The 19,160-nt window shown below is 72.3% G+C and carries 17 protein-coding genes; 12 read left to right on the forward strand and 5 right to left on the reverse strand.

All coding sequences use genetic code 11. From position 1 onward, the window contains the following. Positions 1 to 80 precede the first annotated feature (80 nt). Positions 81 to 1,646 (reverse strand): sulfatase, encoded by a 1,566-nt coding sequence (locus tag ABZ444_RS31160; RefSeq protein WP_358004462.1) that lies wholly within the window; start codon positions 1,644 to 1,646, stop codon positions 81 to 83. A gap of 329 nt (positions 1,647 to 1,975) precedes the next feature. Next, positions 1,976 to 2,548 (reverse strand): TetR/AcrR family transcriptional regulator, encoded by a 573-nt coding sequence (locus ABZ444_RS31165; RefSeq protein WP_358004465.1) that lies wholly within the window; start codon positions 2,546 to 2,548, stop codon positions 1,976 to 1,978. A gap of 89 nt (positions 2,549 to 2,637) precedes the next feature. Here ABZ444_RS31165 and ABZ444_RS31170 point away from each other — a divergent pair, with 89 nt between their 5' ends. From ABZ444_RS31170 to ABZ444_RS31220, 11 genes are all read left to right on the forward strand, one after another. Beyond that, positions 2,638 to 3,048, forward strand: coding sequence for an organic hydroperoxide resistance protein (locus tag ABZ444_RS31170; protein ID WP_358004468.1), 411 nt, complete (start codon positions 2,638 to 2,640; stop codon positions 3,046 to 3,048). A gap of 70 nt (positions 3,049 to 3,118) precedes the next feature. Then, a complete protein-coding gene (locus ABZ444_RS31175; RefSeq protein ID WP_358004471.1) occupies positions 3,119 to 5,356 on the forward strand; it encodes an immune inhibitor A domain-containing protein in 2,238 nt (745 codons plus the stop codon). Between the two features lie 116 nt (positions 5,357 to 5,472). Next, a complete protein-coding gene (locus ABZ444_RS31180) occupies positions 5,473 to 6,126 on the forward strand; it encodes a hypothetical protein (protein ID WP_358004474.1) in 654 nt (217 codons plus the stop codon). A 65-nt stretch (positions 6,127 to 6,191) separates the two neighbouring features. Next, positions 6,192 to 6,722 carry a PadR family transcriptional regulator gene (locus tag ABZ444_RS31185; RefSeq protein WP_358004477.1) on the forward strand — a complete coding sequence of 177 codons (531 nt, stop codon included), beginning with the start codon at positions 6,192 to 6,194 and terminating at the stop codon, positions 6,720 to 6,722. Continuing rightward, complete coding sequence (locus ABZ444_RS31190) at positions 6,719 to 7,399, forward strand: ABC transporter ATP-binding protein (protein WP_358004480.1); 681 nt, start codon at positions 6,719 to 6,721, stop codon at positions 7,397 to 7,399. The genes ABZ444_RS31185 and ABZ444_RS31190 overlap by 4 nt, the downstream gene beginning before the upstream one ends. Further along, entirely contained in the window at positions 7,396 to 9,615 is a 2,220-nt protein-coding gene (locus ABZ444_RS31195) for an FtsX-like permease family protein (protein ID WP_358004483.1), read from the forward strand. The genes ABZ444_RS31190 and ABZ444_RS31195 overlap by 4 nt, the downstream gene beginning before the upstream one ends. 7 nt (positions 9,616 to 9,622) lie before the next feature. Beyond that, positions 9,623 to 11,926, forward strand: a complete 2,304-nt coding sequence (locus ABZ444_RS31200) for a penicillin acylase family protein (protein WP_358004486.1) — start codon at positions 9,623 to 9,625, stop codon at positions 11,924 to 11,926. Positions 11,927 to 11,968: 42 nt separating this feature from the next. Next, positions 11,969 to 12,751 carry a neutral zinc metallopeptidase gene (locus ABZ444_RS31205; RefSeq protein WP_358004489.1) on the forward strand — a complete coding sequence of 261 codons (783 nt, stop codon included), beginning with the start codon at positions 11,969 to 11,971 and terminating at the stop codon, positions 12,749 to 12,751. Between the two features lie 82 nt (positions 12,752 to 12,833). Beyond that, positions 12,834 to 14,171, forward strand: a complete 1,338-nt coding sequence (locus tag ABZ444_RS31210) for a GAF domain-containing SpoIIE family protein phosphatase (protein ID WP_358004492.1) — start codon at positions 12,834 to 12,836, stop codon at positions 14,169 to 14,171. An 81-nt stretch (positions 14,172 to 14,252) separates the two neighbouring features. Then, a complete protein-coding gene (locus ABZ444_RS31215; protein WP_358004495.1) occupies positions 14,253 to 15,233 on the forward strand; it encodes a helix-turn-helix domain-containing protein in 981 nt (326 codons plus the stop codon). 71 nt (positions 15,234 to 15,304) lie between these two features. Then, positions 15,305 to 15,913, forward strand: coding sequence for a cysteine hydrolase family protein (locus ABZ444_RS31220; RefSeq protein WP_358004498.1), 609 nt, complete (start codon positions 15,305 to 15,307; stop codon positions 15,911 to 15,913). An 18-nt stretch (positions 15,914 to 15,931) separates the two neighbouring features. Here ABZ444_RS31220 and ABZ444_RS31225 read toward each other — a convergent pair whose 3' ends face one another. Next, a complete protein-coding gene (locus tag ABZ444_RS31225) occupies positions 15,932 to 16,369 on the reverse strand; it encodes a hypothetical protein (RefSeq protein ID WP_358004501.1) in 438 nt (145 codons plus the stop codon). Between the two features lie 244 nt (positions 16,370 to 16,613). Here ABZ444_RS31225 and ABZ444_RS31230 point away from each other — a divergent pair, with 244 nt between their 5' ends. Then, positions 16,614 to 16,991, forward strand: coding sequence for an STAS domain-containing protein (locus tag ABZ444_RS31230; RefSeq protein ID WP_358004504.1), 378 nt, complete (start codon positions 16,614 to 16,616; stop codon positions 16,989 to 16,991). A gap of 28 nt (positions 16,992 to 17,019) precedes the next feature. Here the strand turns inward: ABZ444_RS31230 and ABZ444_RS31235 are convergent, their stop codons facing one another. Continuing rightward, positions 17,020 to 17,382: a cupin domain-containing protein gene (locus ABZ444_RS31235; RefSeq protein WP_352360762.1), complete on the reverse strand. Its 363-nt coding sequence runs from the start codon at positions 17,380 to 17,382 to the stop codon at positions 17,020 to 17,022. A 126-nt stretch (positions 17,383 to 17,508) separates the two neighbouring features. Next, a complete protein-coding gene (locus tag ABZ444_RS31240; protein ID WP_358004507.1) occupies positions 17,509 to 19,047 on the reverse strand; it encodes an alpha/beta fold hydrolase in 1,539 nt (512 codons plus the stop codon). Positions 19,048 to 19,160: the final 113 nt, after the last annotated feature.

The raw sequence follows: 19,160 nt of genomic DNA on the forward strand, positions 1-19,160 counted from the left end.
CGACCGCCCCAACTTACGAGGGGACCGGCGGCCGGCGCGTCAACCGCCGGACCGAAGGAGGTCAACTTCTGCCGTACTCCTCAGCGCAGGTGCGCGGCCGTCCAGCAGTCGGGCGCGCCGGGTCCGCCGCATGTCGTCAGCCCGCGCAGGACCCCGGCCAGGTACGCCGTCCGGGCGTTGCCGGGGTCGTTGGACTCCTGGTGGGGGTCGGTGACGGTGTTGTAGTACTCGGGCTTCGGGTCGCCCTCGTACTCGGCGTACAGCTCTCCTGCGGTCCGTACGGCGTTGTAGGTGGGCGGCTGCGCGTTGCCCTGCTTCAGCCGGTCGGCGTCGGGGTCGGGCCTGCCGGGCGTCCGCGGGTCGGGCTTGACGTGCTCGACCAGCGCCGCCTGCCGCCAGTCGGCGACCTGCCGGCCCTGGATGAGGGGGAGCAGGCTGCGGCCGTCCCGGCTGTCGCGGATCGCCGGGGCGAGGCCGGCCATGTCGAGGAAGGTCGCGAACAGGTCCACGTTCTGGGCGATCGCGCCGGTCACCCGCCGGTCGTGCTCTCCGGTGACCGGCCGCCTGACCAGCAGCGGGACCCGTACGTCGTGGTCGTAGGGGGTGGACTTGCCGCGTACCAGGCGGTGCTGGCCGAGGTGGAAGCCGTTGTCGCTGGCGAACACGACGTAGGTGTTGCGGCGCTCCGGCTCGGTCAGCGTGGACAGCACCCGTCCCACCATGTCGTCGACCGACTGGACCATGCGGATCCGGTCACGGAAGTCCTCGCGCAGCTCCTCGGCGCGCTTCGCCTCGATCGGCGCCCGGCGGACCCAGGACGGTTTGTCGGCGGTGTCCTCGTCGTAGGAGGGCAGGGTGGTCACGTCGATGCCGTCGCAGTCGGGGCCGCCGCAGTCGCCGTGCGGGAACTCGCCGGCCGGGAAGCGGTCCTTCGGGCGGTCGCGCGGCGCGGGCGGGAAACGCGGTTCGGTGTCGCCGGGCTTGACGTCCACCCGGTTGTGCGGGGAGAAGGGCGAGACCTGGAGGAAGAACGGCCGGTCGGGGGCGTGCTCGCGGGAGCGCTCGATGAAGCCGGTCGCGCGCTGGGCCAGCTCGTCGACCAGGTAGTCGCCCTTGGAGGGGGCGATCGGGCGCCGGTCGCCCGACTCCTCCCTGACGTAGCGGGTGAGCTGGTACCTGAACTCGTTGTAGCCGCCGCCCGCGGAGACGTGCCACTCGTCCCAGCCGGTCGGCACCTGGTAGCCGGGACGGGCGGGGTACTCGTTGATGTACTTGCCCAGGTAGCCCGTGCGGTAGCCGGCCTGGTGGAGGGAGGCGGCGTAGGTGCGGCTCTCGTGCCGGGCGAACGCCTCGTAGCCGCCGCGGTCGTAGCCCTGGTTGGTCCGTACGCCGGTGTTGTGCGGGAACTGGCCGGTGAACATCGAGGCGCGGGAGGGGCAGCAGAGCGAGTCGGACACGTAGTAGTCGGTGAACGTGGTGCCGCCCTCGGCGAGGCCGCGGACCGTGTCCATGTAGGGCAGCAGGTCGGCCGACAGGTCGTCGACGAGGAAGAAGATGATGTTGGGCCGGGCGGGGGTGTCGGCGGCCGCCGGAGGCGTGGGCGAGGCGATGAGCAGAGCGAGAACGACGGCCACCGCCGCAGCCACACTTCTCCTGATATTTCGGGACAACGACATGCCTGCCTCGTAAACGGTGCGAAAGGGAGCAACGGCGCTGCCCAGTAATACCAGACAAACTACCCACAAACCACCAAACCACCACCTCTCCCGCCCGCATCCCCCCAGCTCAACCAGCCTGTGGTGCGAAGGGCGAGGGGGTGGAGGGGGGAAGGGCGCCAAGGACACGGAGGCCACCAAGGCCCGGACAGGCGCGGACGGCGCGATGGGCGGAGGGCGCGCAGGGCGGTGGGCACGCAGAGCGGTGGACACGCAGGGGGGTGTGAGGCGTGCGGAGGTGTGGGGCGGGTGGGGGTGGGTCAGGGGGTGAGGATGCGGGTCAGGGTTTCCTTGACCGTGGCGCGGACGGTGGCCGGGTCGTCCAGGTCGAAGCCCACTACCAGGCCGTCTCTGACCAGGAGGAGGATGTCGGCGGTACGTTCGGCGTCGGTGTGGCCGTCGGCCGCCAGGAGGTCGCGGTACAGGTCGCGGTGCCAGCGCCGGTGCTCGGCGATGGCCTTCCGTACGGGATGCGCCGGATCCGGGTACTCGGCCGCCGTGTTGACGAACGGGCAGCCACGGTAACCGGCGCCGGACCCGAACTCGCACATGAACGCGAAGACGGCCGCCAGCGTCTCCCGGGGTGAGTCCGCGCGCAGCGTGTCGACCAGGGCCCGCTGCACCGCGCCCTGCTCGGCGATGTACGCCCGGACCAGCTCGTCCTTGCTCGGGAAGTGGTGGTAGAAGGTCGCCTTCGCGACGCCCGCCGCCGCGATGATCCGGTCGATCCCCACCGAGTGCACGCCCTCGGCGTAGAACAGCCGCGCCGCCGTCTCCAGGACCCGGATGCGGGCCGGGCTCGGGCGGAGGTCGTTCGCCGTCTCTGCGCTCACCCCTTGACGCTACCAGACAGACCTGTCTAGTCTCAGGCTCAACGAGCTAGACAGACAGGTCTGTCTAGCAGAACGAAGGGCAACCGGTCATGAGCATGTACACCGCCATCGCCACCTCGGCGGGCCGCGACGGGCGCGCGGTCTCCTCCGACGGCAGGCTGGACGTCAAGCTGGCCCTGCAGAAGGAGCTGGGCGGCGACGGCGAGGGCACCAACCCCGAGCAGCTCTTCGCCGCCGGCTACGCCGCCTGTTTCGCCTCGGCCATGCGGCTGGTGGCCGGACAGAGGCGGATCGACGTCTCCGACGCCTCCGTCACGGCGGAGATCGGCCTGTCGCCCAACGGCGCGGGCGGGTTCCAGCTCGACGCCACGCTCCGCGTCGAGCTGCCCGACGACATCGCCCCCGAGGTCGCCCGAGAGCTGGTCGAGGCCACCCACCAGGTCTGCCCCTACTCCAACGCCACCCGCGGCAACATCCCGGTCAACCTGATCGTCGAGTGACGGGATCCGCCTCCCGGAAGATCGGCCGGAGGTAGAGACGAGAGACTTGAAGTGTGACATGTTACATGCCATGCGAATCACTCTCTCCGCGGCGGCCGCCCTGCTGGCGATCGCCGCGCTCGGCGTCCCTCCCGTCTCCGCCGCGGCGGCGGAAACCGCGGCGCCACCCGCGAAAAAGGTGAGCAGGGAGATCTCCCCGCTCAGCCCGCAGCAACGCGAGCAGGCGGCGCTGCGCAGGCAGGCCGTCGAAGGCGTCTTATCCCCGGACGCGGCGGCGTCCAAGGCGCGGCCCGGCCGCTCGGTCAAGGTCGGCCACCGCTACGTCGAGCTCGCCCAGGAGCGCAAGGACCAGGTCTTCGTCGTCCTGGCCGAGTTCGGCGACAAGGTGGACAACGAGACGAAGATCGACGGCCAGATCAAGTACGGCGGCCGGCCCGGCCCCCGCCACAACGCGATCCCCGACCCGCGCGGCACCGACGACAACCACACCCTCTGGCGCCCCGACTTCGACCGCGCCTCCTACGCGAAGTCCTACTTCGCGACCGGCGGCAACTCCCTGCGCGACTACTACCGCCTCCAGTCCTCCGGCCGCTACGACCTCGACGGCTACGTCAGCGACTGGGTACGCGTGCCGTACAACGAGGCCCGCTACGGCAGCGACCGGTGCGCCCCCGAGGAGGGCGGCATCTGCTGGAACAACTGGGACCTGGTGCGCGACTCGGCCAACGCCTGGTACGAGGCCGAGAAGGCCAAGGGCAGGACGGTGGAGCAGATCCGCGCCGAACTGGCCAAGTATGACGTCTGGGACCGCTACGACCACGACAACGACGGCGACTTCGACGAGCCCGACGGCTACCTGGACCACTACCAGGTCGTGCACGCCGGCGTGGACGAGACCTGGGGCGGCGGCGCGCAGGGCGCGGACGCCGTCTGGGCCCACCGCTACTTCGCCTACTGGCCCGAGCGCGGCCAGGCCGGCCCCGAGGGCAACCGCAACGGCGGCACCCAGATCGGCGACACCGGCATCTGGGTCGGCGACTACCTGACGGCCGGGGAGAACAGCGGCGTCGGCCTGACCGCCCACGAGTTCGGCCACGACCTCGGCCTGCCGGACCTGTACGCGGGCGGCGGGGACAACTCGGTCAACTTCTGGTCGCTGATGTCGTCCGGCTCCTACCTGAGCTCGCGGACCGGCCCGCTCGGCGAGTACGCCGGCGACCTGGACGCCTGGAGCAAGCTCCAGCTCGGCTGGCTGGCCTACGACCGGGCGCGCGCGGCCACCCCCTCCACGCACACCCTCGGCGTCGGCTCCTACAACACCCGCGATCCGCAGGCGCTCGTGGTGGACCTGCCGGCGCGCGAGATCAGCACCCCGCTGGGCCGGCCGTACCAGGGGGAGTGGCAGTGGTGGAGCGGCAAGGGCGACAACCTTGAGCAGACGCTCACCCGGCAGATCGACCTCTCCCGGGCCACGGAGCCGACGCTCAAGGCGCACGCGGCGTACGCGATCGAGCAGGGTTACGACTACCTGTACGCCGAGGTCTCCCGCGACGGCGCGGCCTGGACGCCGGTCGGGCAGCCGCTCACCGGAAGCTCGGACTGGCGGGAGATCGCCTACGACCTGAGCCCGTACGCGGGCGGCAAGATCTGGTTCCGCTTCCGCTACTCGACCGACTCCAACACCTCCGAGTCCGGCTTCCGGGTGGACGACATCCAGGTGCCCGGCGTGTTCGCCGACGACGTCGAGCAGGGCGAGGGCGAGTGGACGGCGGTGGGCTTCGCCCGCAGCGGCGAGGTGGGCGTGCAGCGCTTCTCCCGCGCCTATCTCGCCGAGAACCGGCGCTACACCGGCTACAACGCCTACCTGCGGACCGGGCCGTACAACTTCGGGTGGACCGGCAGCCAGCGGGTCGAGCACTACCCGTACCAGCAGGGCGTGCTCATCTGGCTCTGGGACGCCTGGTACGGCGACAACACCACCCGCGACCACCCCGGCGAGGGCATGATCCTGCCCGTCGACGCCCGGCCCGAGCCGCTGCGCTGGGCCGGTGGGGCGGCGGCCGGGGCGCGGCTCCAGGTGTTCGACGCGCCGTTCGGCAACGCGCGCACGGACCGGCTCCGGCTGCACTCGGCGGGCGTTCCCGCCGTGTTCCCGGCTCGTCCGGGCGTCCCCGTGTTCGACGACCACCGTGGCGTCTACTGGCACCCCGATCTGCCGCAGCTCGGGGTGAAGGTGCCCGACACCGGCACCCGGATCGCCGTCCTGCGTGACGGGGACCGCGCGCTGGTGCGCGTCTCGGCGTCCTAGCGGCTTCGGCGCGGCCCGCGCGCGGGGACGCGGGCCGCAGATCACTGGGCGTTTACGACCGTTTTAGGTGGTCAAGGGCAGGGTTGTGGTGATATATCCCGTAGAGAGGAAAGATCATGACCTCTGGGCCTGACGGATTCGGCAAGGCGGAGACCCTGGGGCACGAACCGCCCAGGCGCCGACTCCCCCGTTCCGTACTGCTCGCCGCGACCACCGCGGTCGTCCTGGCCACCGGCGCCGGCGTGGCCGCCGCCTCGGCGCTCTCACCGGCGCCGTCGCCCACCGGCACGCCCCCGTCCGCCGGGAGCCCCTCGGCCGTCCCGTCGGGCTCGCCGTCCGACAAGGGACGCGGCTGGGGACGTGGGTTCGGCGGCCCGCCCGTCCACGGCGAGTTCGTCGTCCCCGACCGGCAGGGCGCGTACGTGACGGTGGCCACCCAGTACGGCGAGGTCACCGCCGTCGGCCAGGACTCCGTCACGGTCAAGAGCGAGGACGGCTACACCAAGCAGTACGCCGTCAACGCCGACACCCGGGTCAACCGCGACCAGGGCATCGACGCGATCAAGGCCGGCCAGAAGGTCATGGTCAGCGCCAAGGTCACCGGCGGCACGGCCACCGCCGTCACCGTCCACGACGTGACCGCCCGCGACGGCCGCGGCCGGCACGGCGACGACCACTGGGGGAACAGGGACGGCGAGAGGGACGGCGGCAAGGGCGGCCCCCGACACGGCGACCACCAGCCCGCGCCGTCACCCAGCTCCACCTCCTGAGGGACGCCGACCCAGTTTCTGCGATTATGCCCCCCGTATATACCCTCGGTATATAGTGCGGGGGCATGAGCGTTCCTCTTGCGCTGCTCGGCCTCCTTGAGCGGGAGCCGAGCCACGGCTACGACCTGAAGCGCGACTACGACACCTACTTCGGCCGCGGCAAGTCACTGCCCTTCGGCCAGGTGTACTCCACCCTCGGCCGGCTGGCCAGGGACGGCAAGGTCACCGCCGGGGAGAGCGAGCCCGGCGACGGCCCCGAGCGCAAGCGTTACGCGATCACCCCGATCGGCGCGCGTGAGGTCGAGGCGTGGCTGAGCGAGCCGGTCGCGGCCGAGCCGTACCTGCAGACCGTGCTGTTCACCAAGGTCGTGCTGGCGCTGATGCTGGGCCGCGACGCGGCGGCCTACCTCGACCTCCAGCGCGCCACGCACCTGCGGCGCATGCGCGAGTTCGCGCAGATCAAGCGGGGGGACTCGCTGGCCGACGCGCTGCTCGCCGACCACGGCATGTTCCATCTGGAAGCCGACCTGCGCTGGATCGACGTCACCCAGGCGCGGCTGGACGCGCTGGCCGAGCTGGTGCGGGGGGCGTCGTGATCCTGGAGGCGCGCGCGATCAGTCGCTCCTTCGGCCGCACCCCGGCGCTGCGCGAGGCCGGTCTGGAGGTGGCGGCCGGGGAGGTCGTGGCGGTCATGGGCCCCAGCGGCTCGGGCAAGTCGACCTTGCTGCACTGCCTGGCCGGGATCTTCACCCCCGACAGCGGCGAGGTCTGGTTCGACGGCCGCCGCCTGGACACCCTGAGCGACGACCGGCGCACCCGGCTGCGGCGCACCGCGTTCGGCTTCGTGTTCCAGTTCGGGCAGCTCGTGCCCGAGCTCACCGCGGCCGACAACGTCGCCCTGCCGCTGCTGCTCGCGCGTACCGGGCGCAAGAAGGCATACCGGCGGGCGGCGGGCTGGCTGGAGCGGCTGGAGCTGGCCGAGCTGGGCGGGCGGCGCATCGGCGAGCTGTCCGGCGGGCAGGCGCAGCGGGTGGCGATCGCCAGGGCGCTGGTGACCGGGCCGCGGGTGTTGTTCGCCGACGAGCCGACCGGCTCGCTCGACTCGCTGACCGGCGAGCACGTCATGGAACTGCTGGTCGGCCTGGCGCGTGAGGAGGGCACCACCGTGATCGTGGTGACCCACGACGCCCGCGTCGCCTCCTGCGCCGACCGGGAGGTCATCGTCCGCGACGGCCGGCTCACCGACCCCTTCGCCGGTCAGGTCGTACGGTGATCGCCCTCGGCCTGCGGCTGTCGCTGACCGGAGGCAGGGAGGCGGCCGCCCGGCTGGCGCTGATCGTCGCGGGCGTGGCGGTCGGCGTGGCGGTGCTGCTGACCACGCTCTCCCTGTTCAACGCCTTCCAGACGGCCAACGGGCGCACCTGCTGGGAGTGCACCCGCGGCACCGCCCCCAGCGGCTGGGCCCTCGACGCCACCGCCACCGGCGCCCTGTGGAACTACCACGAGGACTACTACGCCGGCCGCCCGATCAGGCGGCTCGACGCCGCCGCGCTCGGCGGCCAGGCTCCGGTCGTCCCCGGACTGTCCCGCATGCCCGCGCCCGGCCAGTACTACGTCTCCCCGGCGCTGGCCCGGCTGCTGGACTCGGCGCCGCGCGCGCAGCTCGCCGACCGCTTCCCCGGCACGAGGGCCGGGACGATCGGCCGCGCCGCGCTCGCCGGCCCCGACGACCTGACCATCGTGCTCGGCCGTACGCCCGAGCAGGTCGCCGCCCTGCTCGGCACCCGGCAGGTCGACACGACGGCCGACGAGCTCGCCGTCGACGCCAACGCCGACATCTACCACTTCGGGTTCGCGATCGCGGCCGTCGGCCTGCTGCTGCCGCTGCTCGTGCTGGTCAACACCGCCACCCGGCTGGCCGCCGCCCGCCGGGAGGCGCGCTTCGCCGCGATCCGGCTGGTGGGTGGCACCTCCCGGCAGGTCAACCTGTTCGCCGCGGTGGACTCTGCGATCGGCGCGCTGACCGGCACGCTCGCCGGGATCGTGCTCTTCCTCCTGGTACGCCCGGTCGTCGCCACCATCCGCGTCACCGGCTCCCGGTTCTTCCCCGACACGGTGACCCCGGCCGCCTGGCAGTACGCGGCCGTGCTCGCCGGCGTCCCGCTGCTGGCCGGGGTGAGCGCGCTGTGGTCGCTGCGGCGCGTCCGGATCTCGCCGCTGGGCGCGCTCAGGAAGGGCGCCCCACGTCCGCCGCGCGCCTGGCGGGCGATCCCGCTGCTGGCCGGGCTGGCGCTGTTCGCGGTGCCGATGTTCCAGACCGACGACCGCAAACCGGGCGCCGGGCCGGCCTCGGCGGGCCTGGCGCTGATCATGATCGGGCTGATCCTGGCCGGCCCCTGGCTGACGATGCTGGCCGCCCGCCTGGCCGCCCGGCTGACCAGCGGAGCGGCGACGTTGCTGGCCGCCCGGCGGCTGGCGGCCGACCCGAAGGCCGCCTTCAGGTCGGTGAGCGGGCTCGTCCTCGCGGTGTTCATCGGGACGGCGATCGCCGGGATCGTGCCCGCCGTGGTGGACGGCCAGCGGGCGGTGGCCGGCGGCACGCTGTCCGGCGTGCTGCGCGCCCCGCTCGGCGACCTCGGCGGCGGCGGGTTGTCGCCGCGGGCCGGGGCCGAGCTGGTGGCCCGGCTGCGCGCCTACCCGGGCGTCGGCGTGCTGCCGATCCACGCCGCGAAGGAGGAGGAGAACCGGGTGATCGACCCGGAGCGGCCGCCGCCGCCCCGGGCCGTCGTCGCGTGCGCCGACCTGGCCCGCTTCCCGGCGCTCGGACAGTGCCCGCCGGGCGCGCGGGCGGTCGCCGGGCGGTTCGACCGGGTGGTGGAGGCCGACAATCCGCTCACCATCGACAAGCTGATCCCCCTCGCCGGGCCGGACAGCGAGCCGGTCTCCGCCGACGGGCTCAACCTGGCCTCCGTGCTGGTCACCATGGCCGACCCGGCCACCCTGGAAGAGATCCGCACCCTGCTGGCCGGGCAGAGCACCGGCCCGCCGATGACGTTCGACGAGGTAGCCCAGGTCCGGGCGGCGCTCTACACGCAGGCCGAGAACATCGCGCTGGCCATGGTCGCGCTGACCCTGCTCGCGGGCGGCTGCAGCCTGCTGGTGGCGGTCGGCGGCGGGCTGGTGGAACGCCGGCAGCCGTTCACGCTGCTGCGGCTGGCCGGTACGCCCGGCTGCACCCTGGGCGCGGTCGTGCTGCTGGAGTCGGCGTTGCCGCTGGTCCTGGCGGCCGTCGTGGCGGCCGGGGCCGGGTTCGGGGTGGCGGCGCCGGTCATCGACGCCCTCGCCATGAAGGGGGCCTCCCTGGCGATGCCGGGGCCCGCCTACTTCGCCGGCGTCGGCGGCGGGCTGGTCGCCTCCCTGCTGGTGATCTCGACCGTCCTGCCGCTGCTGCGGCGCATGACCTCGCCCGACAACGCGCGTTTCGAATAGGAGCCACATGAAGCTGCGAACGCCCTGTGCGGCGATCGTGCTTGCTCTGGTCGCCGGCCTGCTCACGGGCTCGCCGTCCGCGGCCGCCGCAGGCCGCTACTCGGCCGAGATCCGGCGCACCGAGTACGGCATCCCGCACGTGTCCGCCAAGAACCACGGCGGCCTGGGCTTCGGCTACGGGTACGCCTTCGCCCAGGACAACCTGTGCGTGCTGGCCTCATGGGTGGTGACGTTACGCGGCGAACGATCGCGCCACTTCGGCCCGCAGGCCCGGTCCGACGACCCGGTGCGCCCGGTCGCCAACCTCACCAGCGACCTCTACCACCGCAGCGTCGCCGACTCCGGCGTCGTCCGGCGGCTGCTGGCCCGGCCCGCCCCCATCGGCCCGAGCGCGGAGCTGCGCGAGCTGGTCGACGGGTACGTGGCCGGCTACAACCGCTACCTCGACGACACCGGCGTGGCCAACCTGCCCGACCCCACCTGCCGCGGCAAGTCCTGGGTCGGCCCGATCACCGCCGGGGACGTCTGGGCCAACCTCCTCGACCTCGGCCGCATGTCGGGCGGCTCGGCGCTCAAGGAGGCCATCGTCGGCGGCGGGGACGACGGGGACGAGGGCCCGCGGCGCGCCCCCGGCAGCAACGGCTGGGCGCTGGGCCGCGAGGCCACCCGCGACGGCCACGGCATGCTGCTGGCCGACCCGCACTTCCCGTGGAACGGCGTCCGCCGCTTCTACCAGGTGCAGCTCACCATCCCCGGCGTGCTGGACGTCGCCGGGGGCAGCCTGTACGGCACCCCCGTCGTGCAGATCGGCCACAACAGGACCGTCGCCTGGACCCACACCGTCTCCCACGCCCAGCGGTTCACCCTCTACCGGCTCCAGCTGGCGCAGGGCGACCCCACCACCTACCTGGTCGACGGCCGGCCCGAGCCGATGGGCCGCCAGGAGGTCGTGGTGCCGCTCCAGGACGGCACCCTCGTCTCGCGCACCCTGTTCACCTCCCGCTACGGCCCGGTGCTGGCCGCCGGGCGCGGCGACGAGTACGCGTACGCGCTGGCCGACGTCAACGCCGCCAACCTGCGGGCGGCCGACGAGTGGCTGGCGATGGCCAAGGCCGGCGACCTGCGCGGACTGCGCGCCGCCCAGGACGCCCACCAGGGCCTGCCGTTCGTCTACACGCTGGCCACGGACGTCGGTGGGACGGCCTCCTTCGCCGACGCCTCCGTCGTCCCGCACGTCACCGACGCCCAGGCCCGCCGGTGCGCCAAGCCGTCGCCCGACCCGTCGATCGACGCCTTCGTCCTGGACGGCTCGACCTCGGCGTGCCTGTGGGGCAAGGACGCCGACGCGGTCGTGCCGGGCATCTTCGGCCCAGGCAACCGGCCCGGACTGACCCGCGCCGACTACGTCGCCAACTCCAACAACAGCCCGTGGATGACGAACCCGGCCGCCCCGCTGACCGGTTACGGCCAGGTCTGGGGCACCGTACGGACCGACGTGGAGCTGCGGCCCCGGGTGAGCCTGGACATGATCGACCGGCGGCTCAAGGGCACCGACGGGCTCGGCGCCCCCGGCTTCACCCTGGAGACGCTCCAGGCCACCGCGCGGAGCAAGCGCAACTACGGCTTCGAGCTCATGCGTCCGGACCTGGTGGCGTTGTGCCGGGGGCAGCGCGAGCTGCTGGCCTCCTCGGGGGAGCGGGTCGACGTACGGGACGCCTGCCGGACCCTGACCCGCTGGGACGGGCGCGCCACGCTGGACGGCGAGGGTGCCGTGCTGTGGCGGCGGTTCTTCGACGGACTGCAGGCCCCCGTCAGGCCCGGGGAGCCGCCGCAGAGGTGGTGGCGGGTGCCGTTCGACCCCGCCCAGCCGCTCACCACGCCGCGCGGCCTGAAGCGGGACGACCCCGCCGTGCGGCGCGCCCTGGCCGACGCCGTGCTGTTCTTCCGGGACAACCGCCTGCCCCTGACCCTCACCACCGGCCAGGCCCAGCACTACGCGTCGGTCCCGATCCCCGGCTGCACCGAGGGGGAGGGCTGCTTCGACCGCGTCCGCAACTCCGGCCCGCTCGGCAAGGACGGGCGCTACCCCGACGTGAACACCGGCTCCAGCTTCATGATGGCCGTCGAGCTCACCCCGGACGGGCCGCGCACCCGCACCGTCCTCACCTACTCCCTGTCCACCAACCCGGACTCGCCCCACCACACCGACCAGACCGCCCTGTTCTCCCGAGGAGGCTGGGTCACGGAACGGTTCACCGACGCCGAGATCCGCTCGGCCCCGCAACTGAACGTCACCACCGTGAGCGGCTGACCGCCTTGTGGCGGCCGCGTTCTGGCCTTATTGTCACCCTTCGTGAAACCCCTCATGATCTTGACGATGGCGGGCGTGCTCACGGCCTCCCTGGCCGGCACGGCCGCCGCCGAGAGCGCGGCCTACCCGGTCAAGCATCCCAAGCTGATCGCCAACCCCCTCTACGAGGCGGGCCCGCTGCCCACGACCACCTGCGCCGAGCCGCAGGTCAAGCGCCACAACCTCAAGCAGGCCCGCGCCTACGTGGACGCGGTCGTCGCCTGCCTGGAGAGCACCTGGCAGCAGCACCTGACCGCGGCCGGGCTGCCGTACGAGCCGGTGAAGGTGCGGCACATGAACCGCATCCCCAAGAAGTACTGCGGCCTGGCCGTGAACGACGACGACTCGCAGACGTGGTACTGCGCGAAGACCCGCACGCTGGTCTTCCAGATCGGCAAGGACTGGACCGACGACCCGAGCGACCTGTGGCTGCTCCACACGACGGCCGGGATGTACGCGTACCACGTGCAGAACCTCGTCGGGATCTCCGACGCCTACGACGTGATCCCGTACCCCACCAAGGCGGAAGGGCGTGAGCAGGACCGGCGTAAGAATCTCCAGACCGACTGCCTGGGCGGCGCCTTCGTCAAGAGCGTCTGGCCCCTGGAGGGCAGGTCGAAGAAGGACTGGGACTATTTCCTCACCCTCCCCGTAGGGAACAAGCTGGGCAAGTACAGCTCGTACGGCAAGACCTCCACGCTGCGCTCCTGGATCAAGCGTGGCTTCGCCACCGGCGATCCGGGCTCCTGCAACACCTGGGCGGCCGCCTCCTCCAAGGTGCTCTGAGCCGCCTCCCGCGGTGCCTGCGACCAGGTGTCATGCCGGTGACCGGGGGCATGACCTGGGCAAGGGCATCTCGGGGGGTGGGGTGGGCGGACAGCGGCCGGAGGGCGGCGCGGACGGCGGAGACCTGGGGCCGTTCGGCGCCGAGAAGCTCCGGCGGCTGCAGGCGAGCCTGACGCAGATCGAGGATCTGCACGGCCGGATGGCGCGCCTGCTGGAGGCGGTCCTCGCGATCAGTTCCGAGCTGGAGCTGAACACCGCGCTCCGCACGATCGTGGAGGTCTCGGCCGACCTGGTGGACGCCCAGTACGGCGCCCTCGGCGTGCTCAACGACGAGGGCGAGTTCGCCGACCTGTTCACCTACGGGGTCTCCGAAGGGGTGTACGAGGCCATCGGCCGCCTGCCGACCAGCCACGGCCTGCTCCAGGAGCTGATGGTCCGGCCCAGGCCGCTGCGCGTGGACGACGTGCTCGCCCACCCCAGCTTCCGCGACTACCCTTCCGGCCATCCGGTGATGCGCACCCTGCTGGGCACGCCGATCCTGGTCCGCGGCACCGTGTACGGCAACCTTTACTTCGCCGACAAACGGTCAGGCCTGCCGTTCACCGGCGACGACGAGCGGATCGTCGCGGCGCTGGCCAGCGCGGCCGGCGTCGCCATCGAGAACGCCCGCCTCTACGAGCGCATCCGCCGCAACACCGAGGAGTTCCAGCGCAGCCTGCTCCCGTCGCTGCCCGAGCTGAACGGCCTGTGGGCCTGCGCCCGCTACCTGCCCTCCAGCACCGTCCCGCGCATCGGCGGCGACTGGTACGACGCGATCGTCCTGCCCGACGGCGTGCCCTGCCTGATGGTCGGCGACGTGATGGGCCACGACCTGCGCTCGGCCACCGTCATGAGCCAGATCAGCAACATGCTGCGGGTGCTCGCCTACGAGCACTGCGAACCGCCCTCCCACATCCTGCGCCGCCTCGACGAGATCCTGCACGCCCTGCACGGCGGCCCGATGGCGACGGTGCTGCTGGCCCGCCTGGAGGAGTACGGCGGCACCGACTGGCGGCTGAGGTGGGCCACCGCCGGGCACCTGCCCCCGCTGCTGCTCCCCGTCGACGGCCCCGCCCGCTACCTGCGGGCCGAGGGGGGCCACCCGCTCGGCGTCACCCCCGACCTGCCCCGGCCCGACCACGAGCAGGTCATCCCGGCCGGGTCCACGCTGCTGCTCTACACCGACGGGCTCGTCGAGGACCCCGCGCACGGTCTCGACCGGGGCATGGAGAGCCTGATCCGCACCGCCTCCCGGCTGCGCCACCTGCCCCTGGAGGAGATGTGCGAGCTGCTGCTCGTCCACCGGGGCGACGGCTTCACCGACGACGTCGCGCTGCTGGCCCTGCGGCTCGGCGAACCGGCCGACCTGCACGCCGGCTGACCGGCCCTGGCCCGCTCGATGGCCAGATATGCCAGATAACTGTCGTTGCGGACATTCTGTCCGTTCGGTGAGAATCGGGGCATGCCCGCTGCTCACCGCGTCGTCATCGCGCTCTTCCCGGACGTCGACCTGCTCGACGTCACCGGCCCGGCCGAGGTGTTCGCCCTGGCCAACCGGGTCGCCGGTCGCGCTCTGTACGACGTGCGGCTGGCCGGGCCCCAGGGCGGCCAGGTCACCACGTCCGCCGGGGTGCGGCTGGTCGCCGATCTGGCGTTCGACCAGGTCGGCGACCAGGTGGACACCCTGGTGGTGCCCGGCGCGGTGACCGTCACACCCGACGGGCCGCGCGCCCTGACGGACGCCGAGGTGGTCGCCTGGGTACGGCGGACCGCTCCGGGCGCCCGCCGGGTGGCCTCGGTGTGCGTCGGCGCGCACATCCTGGCCGAGGCCGGCCTCCTGGACGGCCTGACCGCCACCACCCACTGGTCCACCGCCGGGCAACTGGCCGCCGACCACCCCCGGGTCACCGTCGACCCCGACCCGATCTTCCTGCGCTCCAGCGGCCGGATCTGGACGGGCGCGGGCATCAGCGCCTGCCTCGACCTGACCCTCGCGCTGGTGGCCGAGGACCACGGCGAGGAGACGGCCCTCGCGGTGGCCCGCGAACTGGTCGTCTACCTCAAGCGCCAGGGCGGTCAGAGCCAGTTCAGCGTCCCGCTGACCCGGGCCTCGGGCCGCCGCGACATCGACGACCTGCGCCTGTGGATCGCCGAGCACCTGGCCGAGGAGCTGACCACGGTCGAGCTGGCGGCGCGGATGGGGCTGAGCCAGCGCCAGTTCACCCGGGTTTTCCGGCAGCAGACCGGCTTCACCCCGGCCGCGTACGTCGAGTCGGCGCGCGTGGAGGTGGCGCGCCGGCTGCTGGAGACCACCGACCTGCCGCTGCCCCGGGTGGCCGCCGACAGCGGGCTCGGCTCGGTGGAGACCCTGCACCGCGCCTTCCGCCGCCGTCTGGGCACCGGCCCCGGCACCTACCGCCGCCGTTTCCACACGGTGGCCTGATCCCTTCTGTTCCCGCGTACGCCGCCCGAGCCGGGTGGCGGCGCGAGCCTGCCCGAAAGGAAACCCCTGCCATGAGCAGCATCGTCTCGCCCACCCTGCGCCAGGTCGTCGGCCTGCCGGCCGAGCCCGCCCGGCTGGCCGACTCGACCCTCGTGCTGATCGACTACCAGAACACCTACAGCACCGGCGTCATGGCCCTGCCGGACGCCGAGCGGGCCCTCGCGGCCGGCGCCCGCCTGCTGGAGCGCGCCCGCGCCGCCGGGGCCCGCGTCGTGCACGTCGTCAACGACGGCGGCCCCGGCAGCCCGTACGACGTCCGCGCCGAGATCGGGGCGATCAGCGCGCCGGTCGCGCCGCGCGACGGGGAGCCGGTGGTGGTCAAGACGTTCCCCGACGCCTTCCACCAGACCGATCTCCAGGACGTCCTGGCGGGTATGGAGGCCGGGCCCGACCTGGTCCTGGCGGGGTTCATGACGCACATGTGCGTCACGTTCACCGCCCAGGGGGCCTTCCGGCTGGGCTACCGCCCCACGGTCGTCGCCGACGCCTGCGCCACCCGTACGCCCGCCGGCCCCGGCGGCGCGCCGCTGCCCGCCGACGTGCTGCACGAGGCCGCCCTGACGACGATCGGCGACCTGTTCGGCCTGGTGGTCCCCACGACCGACGCCCTGCCCGCCTGACCCGGCCGGGCCGCGGGGTCAGCCGGTGACCGGGCGGCGGCGGCCGGCGACCAGTCGGTCGGCCGGCGTCCGGTGACGCGCGGCGGGGGCGGACTCGGGCTGCCGGTCGGCGGTGCGCCCGGTGGCCACGAGGCGGTCGGCGGGCTGGTCCGTCGTGGGGTGCCTGTCCTGGTCCGTGGCGGGCTGGTCGTCGGTCCGCTCGGCCAGCAGGCGGCGCAGTTCGCGGCGGCGGGCCAGCCTGCGGCCCGTCCCGGCGGCGATCAGGAAGGCGCCGAAGATGAACGCGGCGGCGGTGGCCGCCCCCGCGGCGAACAGCTCCAGGTCACCGACCCGGAAGGTGACGCCCATCAGCGTCAGTGCGGCGGTGGCGGTGGTCGTCGTCTGGGTGAACAGGACGACCACGGCGGCCGACCCGGCGGCCATGAGCAGCAGGCCGAGCAGGACCATGGTTCTCACTCTCCTCGAACGTCGGCGATCACGTTCCATTGCCGCTGCCCAGCATTTCTTTACTTATGTATGGGCATGCGTCCGGCGTCGAAGAAATGGCCGCGCATTCGCACCGGGAATGGCGTCGCGGAGCACCGCTAATTGTCTTGCGAAAAAATCCGCATTGAGCAGCGGCGCTGCGTCCGGCGGGCAGGTCGCGGGGTTTGTCGGCCGATGACCAGGGGAGAGCGGACCAAGGAGGGAAGTGATAGCAGTGAAAGTGGACACTTTCCGGCTCCTGGCGAACTCCGCCGGAGAAACAGTCGTTCTGCACCCGGCCGGGGACCTTGACCTGCACACCGCCGGCGCCATCGAGGATTGGGCGACCGGCTATCTCGACGGCACGCCGGCCGCCGTCACATTGATCGACCTGTCCGACGTCGGCTTCATGGATTCGGCCGGACTCGGCGCGCTGATCGGCGCGTGGAAACGCATCACCGCCACGGGACGGACGGTGATGGTCGCCGCGCCGACCCCGCAACCGGCCAGGCTGATGCGCATCACCGGCCTGGAAGGGCGTCTCGGCGTACGCGCCACCGTCGCCGAGGCGCTGGAGGAGATCATTCCCAGACGGTCGCACGCGCCCGCCTAGGCGGCGTCCGTCCGGAGCGCGCGCGGCGTCAGCCGTTCCTCGCCTTGGCGTAGTCGGCGGCGCCGCCCGCGAAGTCGTACAGGACGACCTGTTCGTCCCCGACCACCCAGGCGTCGTGTCCCGGCGGGCAGACGAAGACCTCGCCCGGCCCCGCCTCGGCCTCGGTGCCGTCGTCCATGCGCAGGCGCATCCGGCCCGAGACCACGAAGCCGTTGTGGTGCACCTGGCAGGACGATGTGCCGGCGATCGGCCTGACGGACTCCGACCAGCGCCATCCCGGCTCGAACGTGGCGACCCCGAAGGTCAGGCCGCTCAGCTCGCAGATCTCCAGGTGGCCCTTCGGGAAGTCGCGCCGTTCGTCGGGCTTGTCGATGCTCTTGACCTCGATCATGGCTCATCCCCCCTCATCAGCTACCTTCTTACGCTGAATTGTCCATACCGAGGGGTTCGCCAGGGCAAATATCCCTTTGTGGGGATGGGTACGGCCCGCGATGGGGCCGTACCCATGACGTGCGGACTATCCGGCCCAGGGCAGCGAGTCGGACGGCCACGCCCGCTTCGTCTGCTTCCTGAGCGTCTCCTCAGGCGTGCCCACGGCGCAGCGGCTGCCCTGCGGCGGAACCTTCAGGTCGATGAGGTACTGGTCGATGATGTCGGTCTGGCACTTGTCCTTGCCGTAGATACGGTGACCCCAGCCCTCGTACGTGAGCAGCACGGCCTTCGAGCCGAGCTGACGGGTGGCGTTGGCCGCCCAGATCCACGGCGTGGCCGGGTCGTGGATCGAGTTGCCGAGCAGCAGCGGGGCCTGGCCGGTGTAACGCAGCGAGTGCGGCGGGTTGACCGGGGCGCCCGAGTTGAGGCAGATGGGCAGATCGTCGGTCGGGTACGGGTGATACTTCGTGTCCGGTGCCAGGAGGCCGGCGGTACGCATGAGGTCGGCGTACTCGGCGTAGCTGTTCACCTTGAGGTTGTAGTCCTGGCAGAGGATCCGGGTCGGCAGTTCGGCGACGTCACCCTCCACCGGGCCCCGGCCGGGCAGCGGGGGCACCCATTCGGGGGCCGGGCCGCCGTTCAGCCAGTTGATCACTTCGCTCAGCGTGCGCCAGTCGGGCCCCTCGTTGCCCAGCGCGGCGTTGTAGATGACCTGCAGCTCGGTCATCCGCTGACCGGTGCTGGGGTAGACCAGCTCGCCACGGCGGGCCTTGTCCAGCAGGCTCTTCCAGATCGCGCGGATGTCGCGGCCGTTCAGCACGCAACTGGTGTCCTGCTCGCACCAGCCGACGAACTGGTCGAAGCCGTCCTCGACGGCCAGGGCCTCGGTGGCGAAGAAGCCCTTCACGCCGAGGCTGTGGTCCATGTTGCTGTCGAGGGCGAGCGCCCGGATGCGGCCGGGGAACAGCTCGGCGTACATCTGGCCGATCAGGGTGCCGTACGAGATGCCGTAGTAGGTGAGCTTCTCCTCGCCGAGGGCGGCGCGGAGGGCGTCCATGTCACGGGCCACGGAGACGGAGTCCACGTGGTCGTAGAGCGGGCCGGTACGGGCCCGGCAGTCCGGGTGCAGCTTCTTGGTGAAGGCGTTCCAGGCGTCGAAGTCGGCCTGGCTGCGCATGACGGTGGGCGGCATCTGGTTGTAGACCGACGCCGAGCAGATGACCGGGTGGCTGCGGCCCACGCCGCGCGGGTCGAAGCCGACGATGTCGAACCGCTGCTGCAGTTCCTCGGTGTAGGACCCGGGAGCGCCGTAGACGGCCTCCACGCCGGACCCGCCCGGACCGCCGGGGTTGATCACCAGCGAGCCGACCCTGGCGGCCGGGTCGGTGGCCTTGCGCCGGGCGACCGCGAGGTCGATCGACGGCCCGCTCGGCCTGGCCCAGTCGATGGGCACGGTCAGCTTGCCGCACTCGGCGCTGGGCTCCTCCTCGCAGGGCGCCCAGGTGATGGCGTTCGTCGTGGTGGTGGCGGGTTTCGCGGTCGTCGCCGCGTTCGCCGCCGGAACAGGGGTCAACGCCGCCAGCGCCACGAAGGCGGTGGCGAGCAGTGGGAGTCTTCTCCGCAAAATGGGGCTCCAATCAACGGTCGGTGCGCCCCCCGTGGGCATCCGGCCGAGCTTGATCATCGCGGTTTGTGGGTAGAAATGATGGCGAAATCGGAAATTTCCTCAAAGTCGCC

The sequence above is a fragment of the Nonomuraea sp. NPDC005730 genome (assembly GCF_040630865.1).
GTDB lineage: Bacteria > Actinomycetota > Actinomycetes > Streptosporangiales > Streptosporangiaceae > Nonomuraea.